The sequence below is a fragment of the Erwinia aphidicola genome, from assembly GCF_014773485.1.
In the GTDB taxonomy this organism is placed as follows: Bacteria; Pseudomonadota; Gammaproteobacteria; order Enterobacterales; family Enterobacteriaceae; genus Erwinia; species Erwinia aphidicola.
Genome location: NZ_JACXBP010000005.1, coordinates 359780 through 386522, shown reverse-complemented (window position 1 = coordinate 386522; position 26743 = coordinate 359780). Strand labels below are relative to the sequence as shown.

Genomic DNA, 26743 nt, shown 5'->3' with positions numbered 1-26743 from the left:
GCGCCCTGATTTCCCAGACTGTGAATGATCATGCGCGTTGCCGATTTTACCTTTGAGTTACCTGAATCTTTGATTGCCCACTACCCGCAGGCTCAGCGCAGCGGATGCCGCCTGCTGAGCCTTAACGGCCCGGACGGTGCGCTGTCGCACGGGGTTTTCACCGATTTATTGCACAAACTCAATCCAGGCGACCTGCTGGTATTTAATAATACGCGGGTGATCCCGGCGCGTATTTTTGGCCGCAAGGCCAGCGGCGGCAAGATTGAAGTGCTGATTGAACGCATGCTTGATGACACTCGCGTGCTGGCCCACGTGCGCTCTTCAAAAGCGCCAAAGCCGGGCACAGCGCTGCTGCTGGGTGACGATGAGAGCGTGCAGGCGACAATGGTTGCCCGTCACGATGCGCTGTTTGAAATTGAATTTAACGATGCGCGCCCGGTGCTGGATATCCTTAACGCCATCGGACATATGCCGCTGCCGCCGTACATCGATCGCCCGGATGAAGATGCCGACCGCGAACTGTACCAGACGGTTTACAGCCAGAAGCCGGGTGCGGTGGCAGCCCCAACCGCCGGCCTGCACTTTGATGAGCCGCTGTTGGAAGCGCTGCGTGAGAAGGGGATTGAGACGGCTTTCGTCACCCTGCACGTCGGGGCGGGCACTTTCCAGCCGGTGCGCGTCGACAGCATTGAAGATCACATTATGCATGCCGAATACGCCGAAGTGCCGCAGGAGGTGGTCGATGCGGTGCTGGCCTGTAAGGCGCGTGGCAACCGGGTGATCGCGGTTGGCACTACCTCGGTACGCTCGCTGGAAAGCGCGGCGCAGGCGGCAGAGAACGCGCTGATTGCCCCGTTCTTCGGCGATACCAAAATCTTTATCTACCCGGGCTATCACTACCAGGTGATTGACGCGCTGGTGACCAATTTCCACCTGCCAGAATCAACGCTGATTATGCTGGTATCAGCGTTTGCCGGTTATCGGCACACCATGCATGCTTATCAGCAGGCGGTGGCAGAGCAGTACCGTTTCTTCAGCTATGGCGATGCCATGTTTATCACCCGAAATCCTGAGGCTTACGCCGAGATCCCGGGCCAGTAATCTCCCTGGACGGGACACTCCCGTCCTTTATAACCATTTGCATCGGACTGTTTATCCGGTGGAGGCAATGTGAAGTTTGAATTAGACACAACTGACGGCCGCGCGCGTCGTGGCCGCCTGGTCTTTGACCGTGGCGTGGTAGAAACTCCGGCATTTATGCCCGTGGGCACTTACGGCACCGTAAAAGGCATGACTCCGGAAGAAGTACAGGATACCGGTGCGCAGATCATCCTCGGCAACACCTTCCATTTATGGTTGCGTCCAGGCCAGGAGATCATGAAATTGCACGGCGACCTGCACGACTTTATGCAGTGGAAAGGGCCGATCCTGACTGACTCCGGCGGCTTCCAGGTCTTCAGCCTGGGCGACATTCGTAAGATCACCGAAAAGGGCGTGCACTTCCGCAACCCGATTAACGGCGATGCGATCTTCCTCGATCCTGAAAAATCGATGGAAATTCAGTACGATCTCGGCTCTGATATCGTAATGATTTTCGATGAATGCACACCGTACCCGGCCGACTGGGATTACGCGAAGCGTTCGATGGAGATGTCGCTGCGCTGGGCGCAACGTAGCCGCGATCGCTTTGATTCCTTAGGAAATAAAAATGCCTTATTTGGCATAATCCAGGGCAGTGTTTACGAAGATTTACGAGATGTGTCAGTTAAAGGACTGGTAGAGATTGGCTTTGATGGGTACGCTGTGGGCGGCCTGGCGGTCGGTGAGCCAAAGGAAGATATGCACCGTATTCTGGAGCACGTCTGCCCGCAGCTTCCGCAGGATAAACCGCGCTATCTGATGGGCGTCGGTAAGCCACAGGATCTGGTGGAAGGCGTCCGTCGCGGTATTGATATGTTTGACTGTGTGATGCCGACGCGTAATGCGCGTAACGGCCATCTGTTTGTGACCGACGGGGTGGTAAAAATCCGCAACGCGAAGTACAAAGATGACACGTCGCCGCTGGATGCTGAGTGTGATTGCTACACCTGTCGCAATTACAGCCGTGCATACCTGTATCATCTTGATCGCTGTAACGAAATTTTGGGTGCGCGTCTGAACACCATCCACAATCTGCGTTACTATCAGCGCCTGATGGCCGGTTTACGCCAGGCTATCGAAGAGGGTAAGTTAGAGCACTTCGTGACCGAATTCTACCAACGGACGGGGCTGGCGGTTCCGCCATTGCCGTCTGATAATTAAACAATGAGGGAAATTTAATGAGCTTTTTCACTTCTGATGCCGTGGCAGCCGCAGCTCCATCTCAGGGAAGTCCTTATTCTCTGGTGATCATGCTGGTGGTATTTGGCCTGATTTTCTACTTCATGATCCTGCGCCCACAGCAGAAACGTGCGAAAGAGCACAAGAAACTGATGGACTCTATCTCTAAGGGTGATGAAGTGCTGACGACCGGTGGCCTGGTCGGTCGCGTGACCAAAGTAGCTGAGACTGGCTATGTTGCTATCGCACTGAACGATACCACTGAAGTTGTGGTCAAACGTGACTTCGTAGCTGCCGTTCTGCCGAAAGGTACCATGAAGGCGCTGTAATCTTTTGATTTCCCTAAGGGAACTGCCGTGTTAAACCGTTATCCTTTGTGGAAGTACATCATGCTGATCGTCGTATTACTCGTCGGTCTGCTGTATGCACTGCCCAACCTGTATGGTGAGGATCCGGCTGTTCAGGTCACTGGTGCGCGCGGAAGCGCCGCCAGTGAGCAAACGCTGGTTCAGATCCAGAATGCATTAAAACAAGATAATATCCAGAGCAAATCACTGGCACTGGAAAATGGCGCTATTCTGGCGCGTTTCGCGAATACCGACGTGCAGCTGCGCGCGCGTGAAGCGATTATGCAGGCTCTTGGCGAGAATTACGTAGTGGCGCTTAACCTCGCCCCGGCTACTCCAACCTGGCTCGCGATGCTGGCCGCAGAGCCGATGAAACTCGGTCTCGATCTGCGCGGCGGCGTTCACTTCCTGATGGAAGTCGATATGGATACCGCTCTGGGTAAACTCCAGGAGCAGAACATCGACAACCTGCGTAGCGACCTGCGTGATAAAAATATTCCTTACGTTAACGTGCGCAAGACCGACAACTACGGTCTGGAAATTCGTTTCCGCGACGCAGGCGCACGTGACGAAGCGGTGAGTTATCTGACCGGCCGCCATCGCGATATGGTTATCAACAGCAGCGGCAGCAATGCCCTGACGGCGGTAATGAGCGATGAGCGTATGCGTGAAGCGCGTGAATATGCGGTTCAGCAGAACATCAACATTCTGCGTAACCGTGTTAATCAGCTTGGCGTTGCGGAACCACTGGTACAGCGTCAGGGTTCTGACCGTATCGTGGTTGAACTGCCGGGTATTCAGGATACGGCACGTGCTAAAGAGATCCTCGGCGCGACAGCGACGCTGGAATTCCGTCTGGTTAACACCAGCGTGGATGCCACCGCTGCAGCTAACGGCCGCGTACCGGGTGACTCTGAAGTGAAAGACATGCGTGATGGCCAGCCAGTGGTGCTGTACAAACGTGTGATCCTCACCGGTGACCATATTACCGACTCCACCTCAAGCACCGATGAATACAACCAGCCTCAGGTCAATATCTCCCTGGACAGCGCTGGCGGTAACATCATGTCCAACTTCACCAAGGACAGCGTCGGCAAAGCGATGGCAACCCTGTTTGTTGAGTACAAAGACAGCGGGAAGAAAGATGCCAACGGCCGTGCCATTCTGGCGAAGCAGGAAGAGGTGATTAACGTGGCGAACATCCAGTCCCGACTGGGTAACAGCTTCCGTATTACCGGTATCAACAACCCGAATGAGGCCCGTCAGCTGTCGCTGCTGCTGCGTGCCGGTGCGTTGATTGCGCCAATCCAGATTGTGGAAGAACGTACCATTGGTCCAACCATGGGTGCGCAGAACATCACTCAGGGTCTGGAAGCCTGCCTGTGGGGCCTGATCGCTTCCATCGTCTTTATGGTGGTTTACTACCGTAAGTTCGGTGTGATTGCGACCTCTGCACTGGTGGCGAACCTGGTATTGATTGTCGGAATCATGTCACTGCTGCCGGGCGCAACGCTGACCATGCCGGGTATTGCCGGTATCGTGTTAACGCTGGCGGTAGCCGTTGATGCCAACGTACTGATTAACGAACGTATCAAGGAAGAGCTGAAGAATGGGCGTTCCATTCAGCAGGCGATCCATGAAGGCTATAAAGGCGCGTTCTCCAGTATTATTGATGCCAACGTCACGACGCTGATTACTGCGATCATTCTGTACGCTGTGGGCACCGGCTCGATTAAAGGCTTTGCGATCACCACCGCCATCGGCGTTGTGACCTCAATGTTTACTGCCATTGTCGGTACCCGCGCCATCGTAAACCTGTTGTACGGCGGCAAACGCATCAACAAGCTGTCTATCTGAGGAGTGCGATGTGGCACAGGACTATAGCGTTGAACAACTGAACTACGGCCGTAAAGTCCATGACTTTATGCGCTGGGACAAAGTGGCCTTTACTCTTTCGGGGCTGCTGCTGATCGCTTCCTGCCTGATTATGGGCCTGAAGGGGTTTAACTGGGGTCTGGACTTCACCGGTGGTACGGTGATTGAAATTACCCTGGAAAAACCGGCTGATATCGAGCAGCTGCGCGGCGCGCTGGAGAAATCCGGCTTCGTCGACCCGCAGGTGCAGAACTTCGGCAGCAGCCGCGACGTGCTGGTTCGCATGTCGCCAAACGAAGGCAATGCCGGTCAGGAGCTGGGCAACAAGGTGGTGACTATCATCAACCAGGCCAGCCAGCAGAACGCCACCGTTAAGCGTATTGAGTTCGTCGGCCCGAGCGTGGGTAGCGATCTGGCGCAGGCGGGCGGTATGGCGCTGCTGGTGGCTTTGATTGCCATCCTGATTTACGTTGGCTTCCGCTTCGAATGGCGTCTGGCACTGGGGGCGGTACTGGCCCTGGCGCACGACGTGGTGATTACCATGGGGATACTCTCACTGTTCCACATTGAGATTGACCTGACCATCGTGGCGTCGCTGATGTCGGTTATCGGCTACTCGCTGAACGACAGTATCGTGGTATCGGACCGTATTCGTGAGAACTTCCGCAAGATCCGTCGCGGTACGCCTTACGATATCGTCAACGTCTCGCTGACGCAGACGCTGAGCCGTACCATCATGACCTCTGCCACCACGCTGGTGGTGGTGCTGATGCTGTTTATCTTCGGCGGTGCGCTGCTGGAAGGCTTCTCGCTGACCATGCTGATCGGTGTTTCCATTGGTACCGTTTCTTCAATCTATGTGGCTTCGGCGCTGGCATTGAAGTTGGGTATGAAACGTGAGCACATGCTGCAGCAGAAAGTGGAAAAAGAGGGTGCAGATCAGCCTTCGATTCTGCCTTAACCAGACGGGTTAGGGGCCAGAGCGGGCGGACCGAAAAAGAGGTCCGCCCCGACAAAAAAGCCGCATCGGATGATGCGGCTTTTTTTATGGCGCGGTTTTCACTACCACATCATGGATGCGCACATAGCCCAGCTGCTCCGGCGGCAGGTTGCTCAGGCGCAGCGAGACAGTTTCTTCACTCTTAGGCAGCAGCGCGCTGTCGACCTGAATCTGCTGTGACTGGCTGTTGACGGTGAGGGGTTTGCCGGTGGCGGCGTCCAGCTCGCCCCATTCCACTTCGGCAGTGAAGGCAGGAAGCGGGGCGTCATTGGTGGCATGAATTTGCAGGATCGCGCGCGTGCCGTTGGCTTCCGCCTCCACATGGCTTAGCGACAGCTTGAGGTCACCGGCCTGGCTTTTCAGCACCACGCCGGTTTTTGCTGCGGGTAACAGCCAGGCACCCTGCGCAGAGCCGCTATTGAGATTACCCTGCCTTTCCAGTGCGCTGGCCTGATTCGTTAGCTGGCGCATCTCCTGGCTCAGCTTTCCGACCTCATTATGCAGCTGACTGATTTTCGGCTGCGGCGGCGTAGCGGCACACCCTGCCAAAAGCAGCAGAGAACTGACCAGCGAAAGTCTGAGATAAGCCGTTGTCATTGTTCATTTCCTTGTGATTAAACCGATTCACTTTATCTTAGAGCAAACGAGTCTTAACCGCCCGCAGATAAATCCTCTGTTTTGTTGCGCAAGACCGATAAAATTGGTGCGTAATTACCGAGCCGGCTTTGGCAGCAGGACACGATCGCGGTACACTAACCGCTAATTTTCAGGATTATCAGGACGCGACATGCATTGCCCATTCTGTTCCGCCGTCGATACCAAAGTGATCGATTCCCGCCTGGTCGGGGAAGGCACCTCCGTGCGCCGCCGCCGTCAGTGCCTGGTGTGTCACGAGCGCTTTACCACGTTTGAAGTGGCGGAGCTGGTGATGCCGCGCGTGGTCAAGAGCAATGATGTGCGCGAACCGTTCAACGAAGACAAGCTGCGCAGCGGGCTGATGAAGGCGCTGGAGAAGCGCCCGGTCAATTCCGACGCGGTAGAAACCGCCCTCAGCCACATTAAAAGCCAGCTGCGCGCCACCGGTGAACGCGAAGTTGCCAGCAAGCTTATCGGTGGGCTGGTAATGGATGAGCTGAAAAAACTGGATAAAGTTGCCTATATCCGCTTTGCTTCGGTTTACCGCAGCTTCGAAGACATTCGTGAATTTGGCGAAGAGATTGCCCGCTTACAGGACTGACGCGATGCGTGATGAAATCTACATGGCGCGCGCGCTGGAACTGGCGCGTCGCGGCCGCTTTACCACCACGCCGAACCCTAACGTCGGCTGCGTGATCGTGCGCGACGGCGCCATCGTCGGCGAGGGCTATCACCTGCGCGCCGGTGAACCGCACGCGGAGGTGCATGCCCTGCGTATGGCAGGAGATCGTGCCAAAGGGGCCACCGCTTACGTCACGCTGGAACCGTGCAGCCACCACGGACGCACGCCGCCGTGCTGTGATGCCCTGATTGCCGCGGGCGTCAGCCGGGTGGTAGCCGCCATGCAGGACCCAAACCCGGAAGTGGCGGGCCGCGGTCTTTATCGTTTGCAGCAGGCGGGTATTGAAGTCAGCCACGGGTTGATGATGCAGGAAGCGGAAGCGCTGAACCGTGGCTTTCTCAAGCGCATGCGCACCGGGTTCCCGTGGGTGCAGCTTAAGCTGGGGGCATCGCTGGATGGCCGTACGGCAATGGCCAGTGGCGAAAGTCAGTGGATCACCTCACCCGAGGCGCGGCGCGATGTGCAGCGGCTGCGCGCGCAGAGCTCGGCTATCCTCAGCACCAGCGCCACGGTGCTGGCGGATAATCCTTCCCTGACCGTGCGGTACGACGAGCTGGACAGCGGCACGCAGGCGGAATACCCGCCCGAACTGCTGCGTCAGCCGGTGAGAATTATCGTCGACAGCCAGAATCGCGTCATGCCCGGGCACCGATTGATTGCACAATCGGGGGAAACCTGGCTGGCACGCACGCAGTGTGACGAGCAAAGCTGGCCGGAGAACGTGACGCAGTTTTGCGTGCCGCGTCATCACGATCGCCTCGATCTGGTGTCGATGATGATGCTGCTCGGCAGAAAACAGATTAACAGCGTCTGGGTGGAGGCCGGAGCACAGTTTGCCGGGGCGCTGCTGCAGGCCGGCGTGGTAGACGAGCTGATCGTCTACCTGGCGCCGAAGCTGCTGGGTGATGCCGGGCGTGGCCTGTGCCACCTGCCGGGCTTGCAGCAGCTGGCCGCCGCCCCGGCCTTTACCTTTAGTGATATTCGTCAGCTGGGGCCTGATTTACGCCTCACGCTGAGCCCGTTATGACGGTTTCTGCAAAAACAAGCAGAGCGCCGAAGAGTGTGATAGAATCCGCCCCCCTGCGGGGCCAAACAGAACCCTGAAAGGAAGATTATGAACGTTATTGAAGCTGCTGTTGCTACCCCTGACGCGCGCGTTGCCCTGGTTATTGCGCGTTTCAACAACTTTATCAACGACAGCCTGCTGAGCGGTGCCATCGATGCCCTGAAGCGTATCGGCCAGGTGAAAGATGAAAACATCACCGTCATCTGGGTTCCGGGCGCTTACGAACTGCCAATGACTGCACGTGCCGTGGCGAAAGCCGGTAAGCATGATGCGATTGTGGCACTGGGCACGGTGATCCGTGGCGGTACTGCTCATTTCGAATATGTGGCAGGTGAGGCCAGTTCTGGCCTGGCCAGCGTTGCCATGAACAGCGATATCCCGGTTGCCTTTGGCGTGCTGACGACGGAAAGCATCGAGCAGGCCATTGAACGCGCCGGAACCAAAGCGGGTAATAAAGGTGCTGAAGCAGCCCTGACCGCTCTGGAAATGATTAACGTATTGAAAGCCATCAAAGCCTGATTTTAAGGGGAATTTCGTGAAACCTGCTGCTCGTCGCCGCGCCCGTGAATGTGCTGTTCAGGCACTTTACTCCTGGCAAATCTCCAAAAACGACATCGCTGATGTCGAATACCAGTTTCTGGCGGAACAGGACGTCAAAGACGTCGATATTACTTACTTCCGTGAGCTGGTCGGCGGCGTTGCAACTAACAGTGCATACCTCGACGGCCTGATGAAACCATACCTGTCGCGCCAGCTGGAAGAGCTGGGACAGGTTGAACTGGCCGTTCTGCGTATCTCACTGTTTGAACTCAGCAAGCGTGCAGACGTTCCCTATAAAGTGGCGATCAATGAGGGGATCGAGCTGGCCAAAGTGTTCGGCGCTGAAGACAGCCATAAGTTTGTCAACGGCGTGCTGGATAAAGCCGCTCCGCAGATCCGCCCAAACCGCAAATAATTCTCTGAGGCCGCTAACCCGGCCTCTTCTTTTATACTCCCGGAATGCACTATGGCATGTGGCGAATTTGAACTGATCGCGCGTTACTTTGACCGCGTGACAAGCTCCCGTCGCGATGTGGAAAAAGGCATCGGCGATGACTGTGCGCTACTCAGCGTACCTGAAAAACAGACCCTGGCTATCAGCACCGACACGCTGGTGGAAGGGGTTCACTTCCTGCGCGACATCCACCCCGCCGATCTCGGTTACAAAGCCCTGGCCGTCAATTTAAGCGATCTCGCGGCGATGGGGGCCGATCCTGCCTGGTTAACGCTGGCACTGACGCTACCGGAAATTAACGAAGAGTGGCTCAAGGATTTCAGCAACAGCCTGTTTGAACTGCTCGACTACTACGATATGCAGCTGGTCGGCGGTGACACCACGCGTGGCCCACTCAGCATGACGCTGGGCATCCACGGCCTGGTGCCGCAGGGCAGAGCGCTGAAGCGCAGCGGCGCACGCGTCGGTGACTGGATCTACGTGACCGGCACGCTGGGTGACAGCGCGGCGGGGCTGGAACTGCTGCAGCACCACGTGAAAATTAACGATCCGGCGGCGCATGAAGCGTTGATCAAGCGCCATCTGCGCCCGATGCCGCGCATTTTGCAGGGCCAGGCGCTGCGCGATCTCGCCAGCTCGGCTATCGATCTTTCTGATGGGCTGATCTCCGATCTCGGCCATATTCTCAAAGCCAGCGACTGTGGCGCACGCCTTAATCTGGACGCGCTGCCGCTCTCTGCGGCGATGAAGCAGCACTTCGAGCCGCAGCAGGCCATCCGCTGGGCGCTGAGCGGTGGCGAGGATTATGAGCTGTGCTTCACGGTACCGGAAATTAACCGCGGCGCGCTGGACGTGGCGCTGGGCTATCATGGCGTGCCGTTCACCTGCATCGGTCAGATTGCTCCGCAGTCGGAAGGCCTGACGCTGTTGCAGAACGACAAGCCGGTAGAGTTCAACCTGAAAGGATTTAACCATTTTGGCACGCGCTAAGGATGTGGCGAAAAGTCGCCTGAAGATGAGTAACCCGTGGCACCTGCTGGCGACCGGGTTTGGCAGCGGTTTAAGCCCGTGGATGCCGGGCACCGTGGGTTCCGTTGCCGCAATACCGCTCTGGTATCTGATGAGCTTCCTGCCACAGGACCTCTATTCACTGGTGGTACTGCTGGGGATCTGCATTGGTGTCTACCTGTGTCACCGCACGGCGAAAGATATGGGCGTGCACGATCACGGGAGCATTGTCTGGGATGAGTTTATCGGCATGTGGATCACGCTGATGGCGATCCCGGTTAACAGCTGGCAGTGGGTACTGGCCGGTTTTGTGGTTTTCCGCGTGCTGGATATCTGGAAGCCGTGGCCAATCCGCTGGTTCGACCGTAACGTGCACGGCGGTATGGGGATCATGGTGGATGATATTATCGCCGGGGTGATCTCAGCAGGAATTTTGTTTGCGGCCGCGCACTACTGGCCACTCTAAATGTTCCGGGTCGGGCATGCCCGACCCTCACGCGATACGCCGTTATCCGTTACTCGAATCCCACCACGCTGTGCGGCTGATACACGCTCTCCAGCTCGAAAATCTCTTCATGCGTTAACTCCACCTCTACCGCTTTCACCAGGTCGGCCAGCTGTTCGCTGCGCGATGCGCCGATAATCGGCGCGGTGACGGCCGGTTTGCTCAGCAGCCAGGCGAGTGCAACCTGCGCCCGGCTGACGCCTTTATCGCTGGCGATATTGGCCAGCCGTTCTGCAATCTCAGCGTCATTCTGTTCACTTTGGCTGTAAAGCGTGGCGCCATATTCATCAGAGACGGAGCGGGCGGTGGTTTCCCCCCACGGGCGCGTCAGGCGACCTCGCGCCAGCGGGCTCCACGGCAGCACCGCAATGTTCTCTTTCAGGCACAGAGGGTGCATTTCCCGCTCCTCCTCGCGCTGGATCAGGTTGTACTGATCCTGCATGCTGACAAACCGCGTCCAGCCGTTGTTGTCCGCCGTATGCAGCGCGCGGGCAAACTGCTCGGGATGCATGGAAGAGGCACCGATATAGCGCGCTTTGCCGGACTGCACCACGTCATGCAGCGCCTCCAGCGTCTCTTCCAGCGGCGTGTCGTAGTCCCATCGGTGAATTTGTAGCAGGTCGACATGATCCATACCGAGACGTTCAAGGCTGTCGTCTATCGACTGCAAAATATTGGCGCGCGACAGCCCGCCGGAAAGATTGCTCATCGGGAAATAGACCTTAGTGGCGACGACGACCTCATCGCGGCGGGCGAAGTCACGCAGGGCGCGGCCGACGATCTCCTCGCTGCTGCCGTCCGAGTAGCTGTTGGCGGTGTCGAAAAAATTGATCCCGGCTTCCAGCGCCTGCTTAATCAGCGGGCGGCTGCTCTCTTCCGGCAGTGTCCAGGCATGGCGGCCGCGATCGGGCTCACCATAGGTCATGCAACCGAGGCACAGGCGGGAGACGGTCAGGTCGGTATTGGCTAACTTAAGGGTTTTCATTCGGGTCGCTCCTGCTGGTTATTTACCCTAAGCATAGCAGGTGACAGGCTCCCCCGCGGGGGAGCCGAAGGGGAGTTACTGCGCCAGCCAGTCGGCGATCTGCTGCTGAATACCGGCGGCATCCAGTTGATAATCTACGCGGATCTCGTCCTGGGTGCCCTGTGGAATAAACTCATCCGGCAGGCCGATATTCAACACGGGAACCGGCTGACGTTTTGCCATCAGCAGTTCATTGACGCCGCTACCGGCACCGCCTTTGATCGCCCCTTCTTCCAGGGTGATCAGGGCTTCATGACTGCCAGCCAGCTCAAGGATTAACGCCTCGTCGAGCGGCTTAACAAAGCGCATATCCACCAGCGTGGCATTCAGGGCTTCAGCCGCCGCACGGGCCTCAGGCAGCAGCGTACCGAAGTTGAGGATCGCCAGTTTTTCACCGCGGCTCAGCACGCGGCCTTTACCCAGCGGCAATGATGCCAGCGGTTCGAGGGGGGCCCCGGTGCCGGTGCCACGCGGATAGCGCACTGCGCTTGGCCCGCTGCTGTGGTGGTAACCGGTGAACAGCATCTGGCGGCACTCGTTCTCATCGCTTGGCGTCATGATCACCATGTTCGGAATGCAGCGCAGGAACGCGATGTCGAAGGCACCCTGGTGCGTCTGCCCGTCGGCGCCGACGATGCCGCCGCGGTCAATGGCAAACAGCACCGGCAGTTTCTGGATCGCCACATCGTGGATCAGCTGATCGTAGGCGCGCTGCAGGAAGGTGGAGTAGATCGCCACTACCGGCTTGTAGCCGCCAATTGCCAGGCCCGCAGCGAACGTCACCGCATGCTGCTCGGCAATTGCCACGTCGAAATATTGCTGCGGATAGTCGCGCGAGAAGCTCACCATACCGGAACCTTCGCGCATCGCCGGGGTGACCGCCATCAGCTTGCTGTCTTCCGCGGCGGTTTCACTCAGCCACTGGCCGAAAATTTTAGAGTAGCTTGGCAGACCGTCGGCGCTTTTTGGCAGCAGGCCGCTGGCCGGGTCAAATTTAGGTACCGCGTGCCAGCTAATCGGATCTTTTTCGGCCGGGGCATAGCCCTTGCCTTTTTTGGTCATGATATGCAGGAACTGCGGGCCTTTGAGTGCGCGCATATTGCTTAGGGTCTGCACCAGCGCCAGCACGTCATGGCCGTCGACCGGGCCGATATAGTTAAAGCCCAGTTCCTCAAACAGCGTTCCCGGCACCACCATACCTTTCAGGTGCTCTTCGGTGCGCTTCACCAGCTCTTTGATCGGCGGCAGGCCGCCGAGCACCTTTTTACCGCCTTCACGCAGGCGGGAATAGGTCTTGCCGGAGAGGATCTGTGCCAGACGGTTGTTGAGCGCCCCCACGTTTTCTGAAATCGACATCTCATTGTCGTTCAGCACCACCAGCAGGTCGGCTTTGATATCGCCTGCATGGTTCATCGCTTCGAACGCCATCCCGGCAGTGATCGCCCCATCGCCTATTACGCAGGCGGTACGGCGGCCTTTGCCTTCTTTGCCGGCGGCGACTGCCATGCCCAGACCTGCGCTGATTGAGGTTGAGGAGTGGCCGACATTCAGCACGTCGTACTCGCTCTCATCACGCCACGGGAACGGGTGCAGGCCATTTTTCTGGCGGATGGTGCCGATACGGTCACGGCGGCCGGTCAGGATTTTATGCGGATAGGCCTGATGGCCAACGTCCCACACCAGATGATCGAACGGCGTGTTGTAGACATAATGCAGCGCAACGGTGAGCTCAACCACGCCGAGGCCGGAAGCAAAATGACCGCTGGAGCGGCTAACGCTGTCGAGCAGATACTGGCGCAGCTCGTCACAGAGTTTTGGCAGACTCTCTTTCGGTAGCAAACGTAATTCTTGCACCGTGCTTGCGAGGGCAAGCGTCGGGTATTTTGCAGGTTCAAAGCTCATCGAAGACTCATTTGGAAGTTATTTATCGCGTTCAATTATAAAGCCTGCCAGCGCCCGCAGTGGGGTCGTGTCATACGACTGCGCGGCCAGCGTTTCTAATGCGCTGAGGGATTCCTGATACAGATCCCATGCTTTTGCCTTCGCACTGTCAAGCCCCATTAAGGCCGGGTAGGTACTCTTGCCTAACTGCTGATCGGCTCCCTGCCGCTTACCGATAATGGCGGTATCACCAATAACGTCCAGAATATCGTCCTGCACCTGGAAAGCCAGGCCAATTGCGTTGGCGTAGCGGTCAAGCGCAGGGAGGGCATCGCGCCCGCGTTCGCCCGCGGTTAATGCACCGAGACGCACCGCCGAGCGGATTAATGCCCCGGTTTTGTGGCGGTGGATCTGCTCCAGCGCGGCTAAATCAACCTGCTGGCCTTCAGCGGCCAGGTCCAGTGCTTGTCCTCCGCACATGCCCGCTACGCCGCTAGCCTGGGCCAGTTCGGACAGCATTGCAATACGCGCCTCCGCCGTGACGCCTGGCATCGGGGTATCGGCAAGGATGGAGAAAGCCAGAGTCTGCAGGGCATCACCGGCAAGAATCGCCGTGTCTTCGCCAAACTTAATATGGCAGGTGGGCTGGCCACGCCGCAGGCTGTCGTCATCCATGGCCGGTAAATCGTCATGGATCAGGGAATACGCATGAACACATTCAACCGCAGCAGCCGGGGCATCCAGCGCTGCATCGTCAGCATGTAGCATGGTGCCAGTGGCGTAAACCAGGAAAGGGCGCAGCCTTTTACCCCCTAATAATGCACCATATTCCATGGCATTCACCAGAGGAGAACTCTGAAATGGTTGCCCGGAGATAAAGCGCTGAAGCGCAGCATTAACTCGTTGAAAGTGCGCGCTAAGGATCAGGTTAAAATCCATCACTCATTTTCCGGCGTGAAAGGCGTCAGTTCGGCGTTCTTATCATCGCTGAGTAATATCTGTACCCGCTGCTCGGCCTGCTGTAGCGTCTGCTGCCCGGCACGTGCCAGCTGCACACCACGCTCAAACTCATTCAGCGCCTCTTCCAGCGGAAGGTTGCCGCTTTCCAGACGGGTGACGATCTGCTCCAGCTGCTGTAGCGATGTTTCAAAACTGGCAGGCGGTTCGGCTTTTTTCGGCATTTTTAGATCCTGACTTATCATTTTTCATCAGCAAGCGCTCATGGTAGCCGACTCTAAATGATTAGCAAAATATCCCCTGCATTTTTCACGCGGCGGGGAAGGGTGATATCGGCAGCAGCCACCGGTCAAAGATGATATACTGTTTTTCCTGGATGCAAAGAGCGCAAGCCCGTTGCAAGACTCTGATTTTATCAGTTAAGCGCCCCTCTTTTCAGCACTTAATTACCTGACGAATATATACCGCCATGAAGTTTATCATTAAGTTATTCCCTGAAATTACGATTAAAAGTCAGTCAGTTCGCCTGCGTTTTATCAAAATCCTGACCGGAAATATTCGCAACGTCCTAAAACCTTTCGATGAAACCCTTGCCGTGGTGCGCCACTGGGACAACATTGAAGTGCGTGCAAAAGATGAAAGCCAGCGTGCGGCGATTATCGCCGAGCTGACGCGCATTCCCGGTATCCATCATGTGCTGGCGGTAGAAGATCGTCCGTATACCGATGTGCATAATATCTTTGAGCAGGTGCTGGAGATGAATCGCGAGCGCATTGAAGGCAAAACCTTCTGCGTGCGCGTTAAGCGGCGCGGGAAGCACGAGTTCAGCTCGCAGGACGTGGAACGCTATGTGGGGGGCGGGCTAAATCAGCACGTGGCCAGCGCCCAGGTGCAGCTCAACCGCCCGGAAGTGACGGTCAATCTTGAAATTGAAGATGACAAGCTGGTGCTGGTGACCGCACGTTACGAAGGCATCGGCGGCTATCCGATCGGTACTCAGGAGGATGTGCTGTCGCTGATTTCTGGCGGCTTTGACTCCGGGGTTTCCAGCTATATGCTGATGCGCCGCGGCTGTCGTGTGCACTACTGCTTCTTTAACCTTGGCGGTGCTGCTCATGAGATTGGCGTTCGTCAGGTGGCCCACTATCTGTGGAAGCGCTACGGTAGCTCGCACCGCGTGCGCTTTGTCGCTATCAACTTTGAGCCGGTAGTCGGTGAGATTCTGGAAAAAGTGGATGACGGCCAGATGGGCGTGGTGCTGAAGCGTATGATGGTGCGCGCCGCGTCACAAATTGCTGAGCGTTACGGCGTGCAGGCACTGGTGACAGGCGAAGCGCTGGGGCAGGTCTCCAGCCAGACGCTGACTAACCTGCGCCTGATCGACAATGCCAGCGATACCCTGATCCTGCGCCCGCTGATCTCCCACGATAAAGAGCACATCATTAAGATTGCGCGTGAGATTGGCACCGAAGATTTTGCCCGCACCATGCCGGAATACTGCGGCGTGATTTCAAAAAGCCCGACCGTGAAAGCGGTGAAGGCGAAAATTGAGGCCGAAGAGCAGAACTTTGATTTCTCTATTCTCGACCGCATGGTTGAGCAGGCAACTAACGTGGATATCCGCGAGATTGCAGAGAAAACCGAAGAGGAAGTGGTGGAAGTCGAAACGGTGGCTTCGTTTGCGGAAAACGATGTGGTGCTGGATATTCGCTCGAACGACGAGCAGGAAGCCCGCCCGCTGAGCGTAGACGGCGTCGAGGTTAAATCCCTGCCGTTTTACAAGCTGGGTACGCAGTTTGGCGACCTCGATCAGAGCAAAACCTGGCTGCTGTACTGTGAGCGTGGGGTGATGAGCCGCCTGCAGGCACTCTATCTGCACGAGCAGGGCTTCAAAAACGTCAAGGTTTATCGCCCATAACCTGTAGGGGCGGACCTTTTTTCGGTCCGCCCGCATGCAAATCCGGCCTCGCGCCATTAATCGCGATAATCGTAAATTCCCGCCGCCAGCACCATCTGTTCAGCCACTTCACGCGCTTTCTCTTTCCCTGCCACTAAATCAATCAGCTTCAGTGCGAAATCGATCGCCGTGCCCGGCCCCTGGCTGGTCAGCAGATTGACGCGGCGGTCCCATACCACGCGGCGGTCCATCCACTTCTCTTCCGGAATGGTCTCTTTCAGAGCCGGAAAGCCGGTCATATTGCCGACCGGGAACAGATTGTGGGGGATCAGTACGGTGCCGGGCGCAGCGCAGATCGCGGCAACAATGCGTCCTGCCAGGTTGAACTGGCGCACGGTCTCCACCAGCAGCGGGCTGTCGCGAAAACACTCGGCGCCTTTGAGGCCACCGGGCAGCACGATGGCGGCGTAGTCATCGTCGGCAACTTCAACCAGCGGCGCGTCGGCCAGCAGGCGCACGCCGCGTGAACAGACGATTTCGCAGCTGCCGTCATCGGCAACGCTGGCGGTGACCACCCTCAGCCCGGCACGGACCAGCAAATCGATGGTGGTGACGGCCTCTGTCTCTTCACTGCCAGGTGCCAGGCAAACCAGAACCGATGGATTCGCGGTCATAATCATGTTCCTTTCGTTTAATAAATTCATAAAGACGGTTGTTTTCCGGCGTGGCGATGCCCTGAGCACGGGCGCGGCGGATGACGTAGCCGTTGATATAGTCGATTTCGCTGCGGCGCTGGGCGCGGATATCCTGCAGCATTGATGAGGTATTACCCGCGGTGGTGCGAATGACTTCCAGGACATAGTCGACCAGCCATTCGCGTGAAATATGCTGACCTTCACGCTCCATCACGCTGGCGACTTCGTCGCACAGCGCCTCAATCTCCGCACGCCTGTGCGCCAGCTCGCCGTTGGTGCAGTTGTACAGCACTGTGAGCGGGTTTATCACGCAGTTAACCTCCAGCTTCTGCCACGCGGCGGAAGCCACGTTGTTATGCCACGCAACGTCGGGCAGGGCGAGATGCAGCATTTCTGCCAGATCGCTCATCGCTTCGCTCGCGGGCGATGTTGGGCCAATATGAGTAATGCCGGAAGCAACATGGACGATCACCGTGCCGTCGCGCTTAGCCGCATGCGTGGTCACGCCGCGCAGCAGCGGCTGGGGCAGGCTTCTCAACTCATCCAACGTACCCATACCGTTGTGCAGCAGCAGCACCGGGCAATTTTCCGGCAGAATAGCCTGCAGGTTTTTAACCGATTCAGAAACCTGCCAGGCTTTAAGCGTCACAATCAGCAGTTCGCTGGCGGCGAGAAAAGCCGGATCGTTGGCAATAAAGGTTTTGTTGACGGTGTGACCGTCAAGGTCAACCACATTCACCGAGCAGTAAGGTTGCGGAACCCGCAGCCAGCCCTGTACCTCGTGTCCCTGTTTATCAAGAGCAGCCAGCCAGATCTGCCCTAAAGCGCCGCATCCGAGTACGGTAATTTTCATTGTTCCTCCCGCGTGCGGGTTATGTTCATTGCCGTGCAGCCCGCCTGCTCATTATTATAGCTATCAGCGCCTGTCATTTTATTTACCCGCGGCAAGCAGGTATTATGCCTGTCACTTTAGTATCAGGAGAATAGATCATGCCATCTTTCGATATCGTTTCTGAAATTGATATGCAGGAAGTGCGTAACGCAGTAGATACTGCTAACCGTGAAATCGCTACCCGCTTTGACTTTCGCGGCGTGGAAGCCAGCTTTGAGCTGAATGATAAGAACGAATCCATCAAGGTGCTGAGCGAATCTGATTTTCAGGTTAAGCAGCTGGTGGACATTCTGCGCGAGAAGCTGCTGAAGCGTGGCATCGAAGGTGCAGCGCTTGATGTGCCGGAGCAGATCGTACACAGCGGTAAAAGCTGGAGTGTCGAAGCCAAAATGAAAAAAGGCATCGAATCTGACATCGCTAAAAAGCTGGTGAAGCAGATTAAAGACAGCAAAGTGAAGGTGCAGACGCAGATTCAGGGTGATGAACTGCGCGTCACCGGTAAATCACGTGATGATTTGCAGAGTGCGATGGCGATTGTGCGCAAAGCCGATCTGGGCCAGCCGTTCCAGTTCAAGAACTTCCGCGACTAACTCTAACTTCCAGGGGCCGGTTGGAAAACCATCGGCCCCTGCTTTCTGCCCGCCTGTTAATTAAGCTGCTGTCGCGATGAGTTTCTCAATCTCGGCACGGTTGGTCACTTTGCTGTCGATTTTGATGTAGGCACTTTTCTCTTCCGCCACGATAAACACCGCGGAAACGCCTGGCTGAGCCTTCAGCTGGCGCTCCAGCTCGCTTTTATCCAGCGAACTTCCTTCCAAAGTAACGCGCAGGCTGCTGACATAGGGCGGTTCCTGCATAGTCAGGCTCACCAGCAGCCAGACGAACGCCACCAGCGCCCCGACCAGGAACACGCTTTGTGCATCGATATGACCGTACACCCAGCCGCCCATGCTGCCGCCAATGGCCACCCCAAGGAACTGGCTGGTGGAGTAGAGACCCATCGCCGTCCCTTTGTATCCCGGAGGGGACTCTTTACTGACCAGCGAGGGCAGGATGGCTTCCATCAGGTTAAAGCCGATAAAGAACAGCTGAACGCCAATCACCAGCGTCCAGAAATGGTTACCTGCGCCCCACAGCACCACTTCAGCCACCAGCACCAGCGCCACGCAGCCGACAAATACCCGCTTCATGCGGCGTTTCACTTCGGCGTAGATGATAAACGGCAGTACGGCGGCGAAGGCCACCAGCATAGTGACCAGATAGACTTTCCAGTGCTCGGCGGCGGGCAGGCCGGCCTGCTCAAACTGGCCGGGCAGGGCAACGAAGCTCGACATCAGCAGGATGTGCAGGCAGAGGATGCCGATATTGAGTTTGACCAGACGGCTGTTGGCCAGCACATCACGTATACTGCCTTTCACAATCCCGGACTCACGGTTCAGCACGTGGTTGGAGGCAGAGGGAACCACCAGCAGCGTGATAACAATGCCCGCAGTTGCCAGCAGGGCAATCATCCAGAACAGCGCATGCAGGCCCAGCGCGTTGGTGATAATCGGGCCAAGAACCATCGCTATCGCAAAGGTAATCCCGAAGCTGATGCCGATAAACGCCATCGCTTTGGTGCGGTTCTGCTCGCGCGTCAGGTCGGACAGCAGCGCCATCACTGCAGCGGCAATGGCGCCGGATCCCTGCAGTGCGCGGCCAAGGATCACCCCCCAGATAGAGGTGGTCATCGCGGCAATCACGCTGCCAATAACAAAGATCAGCAGGCCGCCAACGATGAGCGGCTTACGACCTATGCGGTCGGACAACAGCCCGAATGGAATTTGAAAGATGGCCTGGGCTAAGCCGTAGATGCCAATAGCCAGTCCGATCAGTGCTTCACTTGCTCCCTGCAATGCCATGCCATAAGTGGTGAGAACGGGTAATACCATAAACATTCCCAGCATGCGCAGGGAAAAGACCGTTCCTAAACCCCATGTCGCACGCAGCTCGACCGGGGTCATTTTATTATCGTTCATTACTACCTCAATGCGGGGATACCCTTCATCTGGAAATCTTTGGGGTAATTTTTGTCTATTTTAAGTGGCAGGAGAGGGCGGGTAAAACATTACTTTTTAAGCAGTGGTAACAAAAAGAAAGGGCGCGAAATCGCGCCCTTAGTAGTGATGGTTCGTGCTGTTATCTGACCATCGTCAGCAGGTCTTTTGACGCCGGGGTCATAAAGTCGATGGACATCATCACGCTTAGCGCAGTGATGGCCACAATCGAGAACACAAACAGCTTACGCGCCCAGACACGATCGTTCTGAGTTTTGTAACCTGACAGTGCCATCCCCAGCCACCAGACACTCACGGCGGCTGCCACGACCAGATATTTGTAGCCCGCATAACCCACCAGCGTCAGCATCAGCGTGGCAACCATAAACGCCAGGATATAGAGCGTAATATGGTTTTTCGCCACCGAGATACCTTTCACCACCGGCAGAACCGGGATGTTAGCGGCCTGGTAATCTTTAAAGCGGAAGATGGCTATCGCATAAGAATGCGGCATCTGCCACAGGCTAAAGATAGCCAGCAGGATCAACGCACCAGCATCAAACTGGTTGGTCACGGCACAGTAGCCAATGACCGGCGGCGCAGCGCCGGACAGGCTACCAATCAGCGTGCCGTACACGGAGTTGCGCTTCATGTACAGGCTGTAGACGCCGACATAAACCACAAAGCCCATCACCGCCAGCCACATCGCCAGCGGATTTGCTCCGAAATACAACAGCGCGAAGCCAGCAATACCCAGAACGGTTGCATAAACCAGGCTTAATTTCGGAGAGATAAGGCCTTTTACCAGCACCCGATTCTTGGTCCTCTCCATTTTTTTGTCGATATCACGGTCGATAAAGTTGTTATAAACACAACCCGATGCGACCACCAGCGAAACACCGACTAAGGTGGAGACAAACAGGGCATAGTCAATGCTGCCTTTCGAAGCCAGCAGAAATCCCCCGATGACAGAAATTAAATTTCCGAAAATAATTCCTGGTTTTGTTACTTGCAGGTATTGCTTAATCATCACAGTAGCTCGGTTAGTGGCTCATCATGTTGTAGTTGAGGTTCCACATGATCCATAGCGAGCCGACAACAACAATCAGGATGATAAGTGCTGCAAACACGATAGCAATCAGGTTCCAGCCCCCCTCGGACTTGCTGTCCAGGTGCAGGAAGTACACCAGGTGCACCAGCACCTGGACTACGGCACATACCAGAACCACAGCTAGGATAGTGGCTTTAGAAGCGCCACCGTCCATCACCATCCAGAATGGGATACCGGTCAGAATGATCGACAGGATAAAGCCGATCATATAAGACTTCACGCTACCATGAGAAGCGCCATGTTCAGTTGCAGGATGGCTCATTACATAACCCCCATCAGGTAAACAATGGTGAATACGCAGATCCAAACCACATCCAGGAAGTGCCAGAACAGGCTGAGGCACATGATACGGGTACGGTTAGTTGCGTTAAGACCACGAGTGGCAATCTGATACATCAGCACCAGCATCCAGATCAGACCAGACGTCACATGCAGACCGTGAGTTCCTACCAGCGTAAAGAAGGCAGACAGGAAGCCACTACGGTCAGGGCCGAAACCTTCTTTAATCAGGTGATGGAATTCATAGATCTCCATACCGATGAAGCCCAGGCCGAACAGGAACGTCATCGCCAACCAGCCGATAACTGCACCTTTCTGCTCTTTGTTCATGTTGATAACTGCAAAACCATAGGTAATGGAGCTCAACAGAAGCAGGGCGGTTTCCACCAGGACGAACGGCAGTTCAAAGATATCTTTCCCTGCCGGGCCACCCGCGGTGTTGTTTACCATCACACCATAGGTCGCAAACAGGGTTGCGAAGATGATGCAGTCACTCATCAGGTAGATCCAGAAGCCGAAGACTTTATTGGCTCCTGCATCGTGATGCCCATGCTCCGCATGGGCGTCGTGGTGTTTAGTCACAGTTTCAGTCGACATTTTTCAGACCTGCTTTGCTAATTTCGTCAAAGTGCTGATTCTCGATTTTTTGAATCTCAGCAACAGGAACGTAGTAATCCACGTCTTCGTCAAAGCTCTTGACGATCCAGGACACGATCATGCCCAGGAATGACAGGCCTACCAGCCACCAGATATGCCAGATCGCTGCAAAACCAAAGAGTACGCTGAAGAAACCAATTACCACACCAGCGCCGCTGTTCTTCGGCATATGAATTTCTTCATAGTGAGCCGGCTGCTTATACGCTTCACCTTTTTCCTTCATTTCCCAGAACGCATCGCGCTCGTGAATTTCAGGTACTACAGCAAAGTTATAGAACGGCGGTGGTGAAGAGGTTGCCCACTCCAGGGTACGCGCACCCCACGGGTCACCGGTCAGGTCACGCAGCTGTTCACGGTCACGGACCGAAACGTAGAACTGGGTAATCTGGCAGATAACACCACAGGCGATCAGGCCAGCACCACATGCCGCAACAACCAGCATCGGGTGGAACTGTGGATCGATATCCTGACTAATACGACGGGTCATACCCATGAAGCCCAGTACGTACAGCGGCATAAAGGCAACGAAGAAGCCGATAATCCAGAACCAAAACGCACGGATACCCCAAGTTTCATTCAGCTTGAAGCCGAATGCTTTCGGGAACCAGTAAGTCACACCAGCAAAGCAACCGAATACAACACCACCGATAATCACGTTATGGAAGTGAGCAATCAGGAACAGACTGTTGTGCAGCACGAAGTCTGCACCTGGCACGGCCAGCAGAACCCCGGTCATACCACCTACAGAGAAGGTCACCAGGAAGCCAATGGTCCACAGCATGCAGGAGTGCATCTGAATGCGACCCTGATACATGGTGAACAGCCAGTTAAAGATTTTAACCCCGGTAGGAATGGCGATGATCATCGTCATAATACCGAAGAAGGCGTTGACGTTGGCACCCGCACCCATGGTGAAGAAGTGGTGCAGCCACACGATGAAGGACAGTACGGTAATAACCACCGTTGCCCACACCAGTGAGGTGTAACCAAACAGACGCTTTTTCGAGAAGGTAGCAACAACTTCTGAGAACACACCGAAGACCGGCAGAACCAGAATGTAAACTTCCGGATGACCCCAAACCCAAATCAGGTTGACGTACATCATCATGTTGCCGCCCATATCATTGGTAAAGAAATGGAAACCAAGATAACGGTCAAGGGTCAGCAGAGCCAACGTCACGGTCAGAACCGGGAACGCAGCGATGATCAGCACGTTAGTACACAGGGAAGCCCAGGTGAACACCGGCATTTTGAACATAGTCATGCCAGGCGCACGCATCTTCATGATGGTCACGAAGAAGTTGATACCTGTCAGGGTCGTACCAATACCGGAGAGCTGTAGACTCCATATCCAGTAGTCAACACCGACCCCCGGACTGTATTCCGCCCCCGAAAGTGGTGGATAAGCCAGCCAGCCGGTCTGAGCGAATTCGCCCACGCCCAGTGACAGGTTAACCAGCACCACACCGACAGCCGTGAACCAGAAGCTCAGGTTGTTCAGGAACGGGAAGGCCACGTCGCGTGCGCCGATCTGCAGAGGAACAGCGATGTTCATCAGACCAACAACAAACGGCATCGCTACGAAGAAGATCATAATCACGCCGTGGGCAGTGAAGATCTGGTCGTAGTGGTGCGGTGGCAGAATGCCAGCTTCACCCGCAGAAGCGAGTACCTGCTGAGTACGCATCATTACTGCATCGGCAAAGCCGCGCAGCAGCATGACGAAAGCCATGATGATGTACATGATACCGAGTTTTTTATGGTCAACTGAGGTCAGCCACTCGGTCCACAGGTATTTCCACTTACCGAAGTAAGTCAGAGCGGCGACAAGCGCCAAACCGCCCAGGATGATAGCGGCAACCGTAACCATGATAATAGGTTCATGATACGGCACTGCATCCAGTGTTAATTTTCCTAACATCGTATTATTCCTCGGCTCCCGCTTTAGCGGTGTTGCTCATATCCATGCCTTCATGGCCTTCGCCGTGTGACATGTCCATGCTTCCGCCGTGATTCATCTTGAACTGACCAATGATGTCCTGGAACAGTTCAGGTTTAACACTTGAGAAGAATTCAACCGGGTGATTTTCGCTAGGCGCTGCCAGCTTTTTAAAATCATCCATCGTAGTGAGGGTATCTGGAGACTGCTTAGCTTTGGCAACCCACTGATCGAAAGTCGCTTCGTCAGGGGTAGCAATCGCCTTGAACTTCATACCAGAGAAACCACGACCACTGAAGTTGGAGGAGATACCGTCAAAAGTGCCGGCTTCATTCGCAATCAGATGCAATTTAGTTTGCATGCCCGCCATAGCGTAAATCTGGCTACCGAGGGTTGGAATAAAGAAGGAGTTCATTACGGTGTTTGAAGTAATCTTGAAGCTGACCGGGCGGTTAGCCGGGAAAGCAATCTGGTTCACGGTAGCGATACCCTGCTCTGGGTAAATGAACAACCATTTCCAGTCAAGTGACACAACTTCAATCACTACAGGCTTAGCATCCGACGCCAGTGGCTTGCTCGGTTCCAGCGCGTGGGTTGATTTCCACGTCAGAATACCAAGGAAGACAATGATCAAGATCGGCACAGTCCAGACCACGGCTTCCACTTTGTTCGAGTGGGACCAGTTAGGGCTGTATTTTGCATTGGTGTTCGATGCCCGATATTTCCAGGCGAACACGATGGCCATTAAGACTGCCGGAATAACGACGATCATCATCAGGCCAAAGGCCGTCAAAATCAGCGAGCGTTGCTCCATTGCAACCTGTCCTTTGGGACTTAATAACGCACTATCACAACCACTTAACAAAACCATGCTTGCGATTAATGACAAAATCCCCAAACTTTTATTGTATTTCCTGAGTCTCATTTAACGACCTCAATGACAAGGGCTCTATTGTCGTTTAAGTGTGGCGGCATTTTACGGGAAGGTTTCAGTACTGTAAACCTGCAACAGGTTGTGTCAGCGGCGTGTTGACACCTTTTGCAAACGCTGTCACATATGTTGCCGGAGGTGACAAAATATGAATGCTGGCAAAGGGTTGGCGCTAATATAACAAAATCCGATGAAAAAAACCCTACAGAAATTGTATCTGCTATAACCAGTCATTCAATGCACCAATTATTTAACAAAAACGCATCATTTAAGCGATATAAATTAACTTAAAATAATTACTCACCGGGTTTTAATACCTCAAAATGACAGGCCGGATGAGCGCGATTTTTTTTTGAGCGAATTAATAAATAGGCAAAATAATATTCGGGCGAAGCTATCAGTATCGCTGATGGGTTTCCGCTGGGCTGGCGCCCGGATGGCCAACGGCCGATCCGGGTTTGTTAACTCATTGTTGTACGGATAATTTTATTAACATTCTCGCTTCAGGCAAAAAACGCTACAAATTTAACCGTCTGTGCGTTTTACGCAGGGAGAGGAAGTCAAGCAGGGTCCCACAGACAATGCCCGCCAGCAACAGCGCGATCCCGCCTTCAAACAGAGCAGAACTGATGCCCTGTAACGTCAGCCAGCCCAGTGCATTTACCGCCAGCGTCAGCAGCCACGCGATCAGCAGTGCGCAGCCGGCGATCAGCCCGCGCACCGCCCAGCGATACCCTGAAGGGTAGTCTGTGCGTGGCAGAAAATCAGCATTATTCTGCGCATATTCCAGCGTGGTTCGGCACCCGAGCAGCAGTAACAGCCCGGGTAGCGCAGCGATCACCGAGAATGCATAGAAGGTAGGCCAGCCCCAGCTTTCAACAAACCATCCTGCCACCGGCCCGACATAGACCCGCCCGACGGCAGAGAGAGCAGAGAGCAGCGCGAACTGGGTGGCGGAAAATGACTTATTGCACAGCGTCATCAGTAAAGCGACAAAGGCCGCCGTGCCCATTCCGCCGCACAGGTTTTCAACAAACACTGCGACAGCCATGCTGTAGAGATGTTTGTCGGTGACTGAAAGTACCCAATAACCGAGGTTAGAAACTGCCTGAAAAATGCCAAACAGCAGCAGGGCACGGAACAGGCTGAGCCGCTGCATCAGCACGCCGCCTGCCAGTGCGCCAATAATGGTCGCGATCAGCCCCAGCGTTTTATTCACCAGCCCAACGTCGCCGGCATCAAAGCCAACGCCGCGGATCAGGAAGATAGTCGTCAGGCTGGCCGCAAAGGCATCCCCGAGCTTGTAGAGCACAATCAGCGACAGGATAAGCCACGCATTATTACGGTTAAAGAAATCGCGCAGGGGAGCAATGACCGCTTCTTCCAGCGTGTTAGGCCGGGCAATGCTGCTGTCTGGCTCTTTCGCCAGCAGCGTGGCAATCACGCCGGGCACCATCATCGCTGCCATCAGCCACCAGATCGCCTGCCAGCCGAGGTAACGGTCTGCCAGCCACAACGCCAGACCGCCAGAAACCAGCATTGCCAGCCGGTAGCCCAGCACGCTGATGGCCGCACCGTTACCGCGTTCAACAGCGGAGAGCACGTCGGTTTTCCATGCATCAAAAACGATATCCTGGGAGGCCGAGCAGAACGCAACCAGCACCGCCAGCGCAGCCAGCATGGTCAGGTCACGTGAGGGCTGCATAAAGCCCATTAGCGCAATGCCGACAATCAGCAGCAGCTGCGTGAGTAATAGCCATCCACGCCTGCGCCCGAGAAACGGCGGCGTGTAGCGGTCCATCAGCGGGGACCAGAGGAACTTAAAGACATAGGCCTGACCGACCAGTGAAAAGAAGCCGATGGTTTTGATATCGACATTTTCCACCGCCATCCACGCCTGCAGCGTACCGGATGTCAGAGCCAGCGGAAGGCCGGAGGCGAAACCGAGTAATAGAAGGAGGGCAGAATTGCGCCGGGTGAAAATCTGCAGATAGTGATTGGACATACGGACC

General features: G+C 55.6%; 27 protein-coding genes. 13 read left to right on the top strand and 14 right to left on the bottom strand.

Annotated elements, in window-relative coordinates:
* Positions 1 to 30: 30 nt before the first annotated feature.
* The 5 genes from queA to secF all read left to right on the top strand — a co-directional run bounded on the left by queA (position 31) and on the right by secF (position 5502).
* The gene (gene queA, locus ID864_RS14730; RefSeq protein WP_099754251.1) at positions 31 to 1101 is read left to right on the top strand and encodes a tRNA preQ1(34) S-adenosylmethionine ribosyltransferase-isomerase QueA; all 1071 of its coding nucleotides are present in this window, start codon (positions 31 to 33) and stop codon (positions 1099 to 1101) included.
* 69 nt (positions 1102 to 1170) lie between these two features.
* Complete coding sequence (gene tgt, locus ID864_RS14725; RefSeq protein WP_048916966.1) at positions 1171 to 2301, top strand: tRNA guanosine(34) transglycosylase Tgt; 1131 nt, start codon at positions 1171 to 1173, stop codon at positions 2299 to 2301.
* Positions 2302 to 2318: 17 nt separating this feature from the next.
* Positions 2319 to 2648, top strand: a complete 330-nt coding sequence (yajC, locus tag ID864_RS14720; protein ID WP_048916965.1) for a preprotein translocase subunit YajC — start codon at positions 2319 to 2321, stop codon at positions 2646 to 2648.
* A gap of 27 nt (positions 2649 to 2675) precedes the next feature.
* Positions 2676 to 4523, top strand: coding sequence for a protein translocase subunit SecD (secD, locus tag ID864_RS14715; protein ID WP_099754246.1), 1848 nt, complete (start codon positions 2676 to 2678; stop codon positions 4521 to 4523).
* Between the two features lie 10 nt (positions 4524 to 4533).
* Entirely contained in the window at positions 4534 to 5502 is a 969-nt protein-coding gene (gene secF / locus ID864_RS14710; RefSeq protein ID WP_048916963.1) for a protein translocase subunit SecF, read from the top strand.
* A gap of 84 nt (positions 5503 to 5586) precedes the next feature.
* Here secF and ID864_RS14705 read toward each other — a convergent pair whose 3' ends face one another.
* Positions 5587 to 6138, bottom strand: coding sequence for a SadB/YajI family lipoprotein (locus ID864_RS14705; protein ID WP_048916962.1), 552 nt, complete (start codon positions 6136 to 6138; stop codon positions 5587 to 5589).
* Between the two features lie 190 nt (positions 6139 to 6328).
* Between ID864_RS14705 and nrdR the strand changes: the two genes are divergently transcribed.
* The 6 genes from nrdR (at position 6329) to pgpA (ending at position 10393) form a co-directional block, all read left to right on the top strand.
* On the top strand, positions 6329 to 6778 hold the full coding sequence (gene nrdR, locus ID864_RS14700; RefSeq protein WP_048916961.1) for a transcriptional regulator NrdR: 450 nt from the start codon (positions 6329 to 6331) through the stop codon (positions 6776 to 6778).
* Positions 6779 to 6782: 4 nt separating this feature from the next.
* On the top strand, positions 6783 to 7886 hold the full coding sequence (gene ribD / locus ID864_RS14695; protein WP_191149991.1) for a bifunctional diaminohydroxyphosphoribosylaminopyrimidine deaminase/5-amino-6-(5-phosphoribosylamino)uracil reductase RibD: 1104 nt from the start codon (positions 6783 to 6785) through the stop codon (positions 7884 to 7886).
* 87 nt (positions 7887 to 7973) lie between these two features.
* Positions 7974 to 8444 (top strand): 6,7-dimethyl-8-ribityllumazine synthase, encoded by a 471-nt coding sequence (gene ribH / locus ID864_RS14690; RefSeq protein WP_048916959.1) that lies wholly within the window; start codon positions 7974 to 7976, stop codon positions 8442 to 8444.
* A gap of 16 nt (positions 8445 to 8460) precedes the next feature.
* Positions 8461 to 8880, top strand: a complete 420-nt coding sequence (nusB, locus tag ID864_RS14685; RefSeq protein ID WP_048916958.1) for a transcription antitermination factor NusB — start codon at positions 8461 to 8463, stop codon at positions 8878 to 8880.
* 51 nt (positions 8881 to 8931) lie between these two features.
* Complete coding sequence (thiL, locus tag ID864_RS14680) at positions 8932 to 9909, top strand: thiamine-phosphate kinase (RefSeq protein ID WP_191149990.1); 978 nt, start codon at positions 8932 to 8934, stop codon at positions 9907 to 9909.
* Positions 9896 to 10393: a phosphatidylglycerophosphatase A gene (gene pgpA / locus ID864_RS14675; RefSeq protein ID WP_191149989.1), complete on the top strand. Its 498-nt coding sequence runs from the start codon at positions 9896 to 9898 to the stop codon at positions 10391 to 10393. The genes thiL and pgpA overlap by 14 nt, the downstream gene beginning before the upstream one ends.
* Before the next feature lie 49 nt (positions 10394 to 10442).
* Here pgpA and ID864_RS14670 read toward each other — a convergent pair whose 3' ends face one another.
* The 4 genes from ID864_RS14670 to xseB form a co-directional block, all read right to left on the bottom strand.
* On the bottom strand, positions 10443 to 11417 hold the full coding sequence (locus ID864_RS14670) for an aldo/keto reductase (protein ID WP_048916956.1): 975 nt from the start codon (positions 11415 to 11417) through the stop codon (positions 10443 to 10445).
* A gap of 75 nt (positions 11418 to 11492) precedes the next feature.
* Complete coding sequence (gene dxs, locus ID864_RS14665) at positions 11493 to 13358, bottom strand: 1-deoxy-D-xylulose-5-phosphate synthase (protein WP_048916955.1); 1866 nt, start codon at positions 13356 to 13358, stop codon at positions 11493 to 11495.
* A gap of 18 nt (positions 13359 to 13376) precedes the next feature.
* Positions 13377 to 14276, bottom strand: coding sequence for a (2E,6E)-farnesyl diphosphate synthase (ispA, locus tag ID864_RS14660; protein WP_191150010.1), 900 nt, complete (start codon positions 14274 to 14276; stop codon positions 13377 to 13379).
* A complete protein-coding gene (gene xseB / locus ID864_RS14655; RefSeq protein ID WP_048916953.1) occupies positions 14276 to 14518 on the bottom strand; it encodes an exodeoxyribonuclease VII small subunit in 243 nt (80 codons plus the stop codon). Before xseB ends, ispA begins: the two co-directional genes overlap by 1 nt.
* A gap of 245 nt (positions 14519 to 14763) precedes the next feature.
* Here xseB and thiI point away from each other — a divergent pair, with 245 nt between their 5' ends.
* Positions 14764 to 16212, top strand: a complete 1449-nt coding sequence (gene thiI / locus ID864_RS14650) for a tRNA uracil 4-sulfurtransferase ThiI (RefSeq protein WP_191149988.1) — start codon at positions 14764 to 14766, stop codon at positions 16210 to 16212.
* Positions 16213 to 16268: 56 nt separating this feature from the next.
* On the opposite strand, the gene yajL is transcribed toward thiI, so the two are convergent.
* Both yajL and panE read right to left on the bottom strand, forming a co-directional pair.
* On the bottom strand, positions 16269 to 16865 hold the full coding sequence (yajL, locus tag ID864_RS14645; protein ID WP_048916951.1) for a protein deglycase YajL: 597 nt from the start codon (positions 16863 to 16865) through the stop codon (positions 16269 to 16271).
* Positions 16819 to 17739, bottom strand: coding sequence for a 2-dehydropantoate 2-reductase (gene panE, locus ID864_RS14640; RefSeq protein ID WP_191149987.1), 921 nt, complete (start codon positions 17737 to 17739; stop codon positions 16819 to 16821). The genes yajL and panE overlap by 47 nt, the downstream gene beginning before the upstream one ends.
* 137 nt (positions 17740 to 17876) lie before the next feature.
* Between panE and ID864_RS14635 the strand changes: the two genes are divergently transcribed.
* Positions 17877 to 18368, top strand: a complete 492-nt coding sequence (locus tag ID864_RS14635) for a YajQ family cyclic di-GMP-binding protein (protein WP_048916949.1) — start codon at positions 17877 to 17879, stop codon at positions 18366 to 18368.
* A gap of 60 nt (positions 18369 to 18428) precedes the next feature.
* Here ID864_RS14635 and ID864_RS14630 read toward each other — a convergent pair whose 3' ends face one another.
* From ID864_RS14630 to ampG, 7 genes are all read right to left on the bottom strand, one after another.
* The gene (locus ID864_RS14630; protein ID WP_191149986.1) at positions 18429 to 19796 is read right to left on the bottom strand and encodes an MFS transporter; all 1368 of its coding nucleotides are present in this window, start codon (positions 19794 to 19796) and stop codon (positions 18429 to 18431) included.
* A 160-nt stretch (positions 19797 to 19956) separates the two neighbouring features.
* Positions 19957 to 20844, bottom strand: coding sequence for a heme o synthase (gene cyoE, locus ID864_RS14625; RefSeq protein WP_048916947.1), 888 nt, complete (start codon positions 20842 to 20844; stop codon positions 19957 to 19959).
* Positions 20845 to 20857: 13 nt separating this feature from the next.
* Positions 20858 to 21187, bottom strand: a complete 330-nt coding sequence (locus tag ID864_RS14620; protein WP_004156287.1) for a cytochrome o ubiquinol oxidase subunit IV — start codon at positions 21185 to 21187, stop codon at positions 20858 to 20860.
* The gene (locus ID864_RS14615) at positions 21187 to 21801 is read right to left on the bottom strand and encodes a cytochrome o ubiquinol oxidase subunit III (RefSeq protein ID WP_048916946.1); all 615 of its coding nucleotides are present in this window, start codon (positions 21799 to 21801) and stop codon (positions 21187 to 21189) included. Before ID864_RS14615 ends, ID864_RS14620 begins: the two co-directional genes overlap by 1 nt.
* Positions 21791 to 23782 carry a cytochrome o ubiquinol oxidase subunit I gene (gene cyoB / locus ID864_RS14610; protein WP_048916945.1) on the bottom strand — a complete coding sequence of 664 codons (1992 nt, stop codon included), beginning with the start codon at positions 23780 to 23782 and terminating at the stop codon, positions 21791 to 21793. The genes ID864_RS14615 and cyoB overlap by 11 nt, the downstream gene beginning before the upstream one ends.
* A gap of 4 nt (positions 23783 to 23786) precedes the next feature.
* On the bottom strand, positions 23787 to 24725 hold the full coding sequence (gene cyoA / locus ID864_RS14605) for a cytochrome o ubiquinol oxidase subunit II (protein ID WP_048916944.1): 939 nt from the start codon (positions 24723 to 24725) through the stop codon (positions 23787 to 23789).
* A 523-nt stretch (positions 24726 to 25248) separates the two neighbouring features.
* Positions 25249 to 26736, bottom strand: coding sequence for a muropeptide MFS transporter AmpG (gene ampG, locus ID864_RS14600; RefSeq protein ID WP_048916943.1), 1488 nt, complete (start codon positions 26734 to 26736; stop codon positions 25249 to 25251).
* Between the last annotated feature and the right edge of the window lie 7 nt (positions 26737 to 26743).

Bases quoted from the DNA above. Each gene is read 5' to 3' on its own strand.
- queA (WP_099754251.1), top strand. From the start codon at position 31: ATGCGCGTTGCCGATTTTACCTTTGAGTTACCTGAATCTTTGATTGCC.
- yajC (WP_048916965.1), top strand. From the start codon at position 2,319: ATGAGCTTTTTCACTTCTGATGCCGTGGCAGCCGCAGCTCCATCTCAG.
- ID864_RS14705 (WP_048916962.1), bottom strand. From the start codon at position 6,138: ATGACAACGGCTTATCTCAGACTTTCGCTGGTCAGTTCTCTGCTGCTT.
- nrdR (WP_048916961.1), top strand. From the start codon at position 6,329: ATGCATTGCCCATTCTGTTCCGCCGTCGATACCAAAGTGATCGATTCC.
- ribD (WP_191149991.1), top strand. From the start codon at position 6,783: ATGCGTGATGAAATCTACATGGCGCGCGCGCTGGAACTGGCGCGTCGC.
- ribH (WP_048916959.1), top strand. From the start codon at position 7,974: ATGAACGTTATTGAAGCTGCTGTTGCTACCCCTGACGCGCGCGTTGCC.
- thiL (WP_191149990.1), top strand. From the start codon at position 8,932: ATGGCATGTGGCGAATTTGAACTGATCGCGCGTTACTTTGACCGCGTG.
- ID864_RS14670 (WP_048916956.1), bottom strand. From the start codon at position 11,417: ATGAAAACCCTTAAGTTAGCCAATACCGACCTGACCGTCTCCCGCCTG.
- dxs (WP_048916955.1), bottom strand. From the start codon at position 13,358: ATGAGCTTTGAACCTGCAAAATACCCGACGCTTGCCCTCGCAAGCACG.
- ispA (WP_191150010.1), bottom strand. From the start codon at position 14,276: ATGGATTTTAACCTGATCCTTAGCGCGCACTTTCAACGAGTTAATGCT.
- xseB (WP_048916953.1), bottom strand. From the start codon at position 14,518: ATGCCGAAAAAAGCCGAACCGCCTGCCAGTTTTGAAACATCGCTACAG.
- thiI (WP_191149988.1), top strand. From the start codon at position 14,764: ATGAAGTTTATCATTAAGTTATTCCCTGAAATTACGATTAAAAGTCAG.
- yajL (WP_048916951.1), bottom strand. From the start codon at position 16,865: ATGACCGCGAATCCATCGGTTCTGGTTTGCCTGGCACCTGGCAGTGAA.
- panE (WP_191149987.1), bottom strand. From the start codon at position 17,739: ATGAAAATTACCGTACTCGGATGCGGCGCTTTAGGGCAGATCTGGCTG.
- ID864_RS14635 (WP_048916949.1), top strand. From the start codon at position 17,877: ATGCCATCTTTCGATATCGTTTCTGAAATTGATATGCAGGAAGTGCGT.
- ID864_RS14630 (WP_191149986.1), bottom strand. From the start codon at position 19,796: ATGAACGATAATAAAATGACCCCGGTCGAGCTGCGTGCGACATGGGGT.
- cyoE (WP_048916947.1), bottom strand. From the start codon at position 20,844: ATGATTAAGCAATACCTGCAAGTAACAAAACCAGGAATTATTTTCGGA.
- ID864_RS14620 (WP_004156287.1), bottom strand. From the start codon at position 21,187: ATGAGCCATCCTGCAACTGAACATGGCGCTTCTCATGGTAGCGTGAAG.
- ID864_RS14615 (WP_048916946.1), bottom strand. From the start codon at position 21,801: ATGTCGACTGAAACTGTGACTAAACACCACGACGCCCATGCGGAGCAT.
- cyoB (WP_048916945.1), bottom strand. From the start codon at position 23,782: ATGTTAGGAAAATTAACACTGGATGCAGTGCCGTATCATGAACCTATT.
- cyoA (WP_048916944.1), bottom strand. From the start codon at position 24,725: ATGAGACTCAGGAAATACAATAAAAGTTTGGGGATTTTGTCATTAATC.
- ampG (WP_048916943.1), bottom strand. From the start codon at position 26,736: ATGTCCAATCACTATCTGCAGATTTTCACCCGGCGCAATTCTGCCCTC.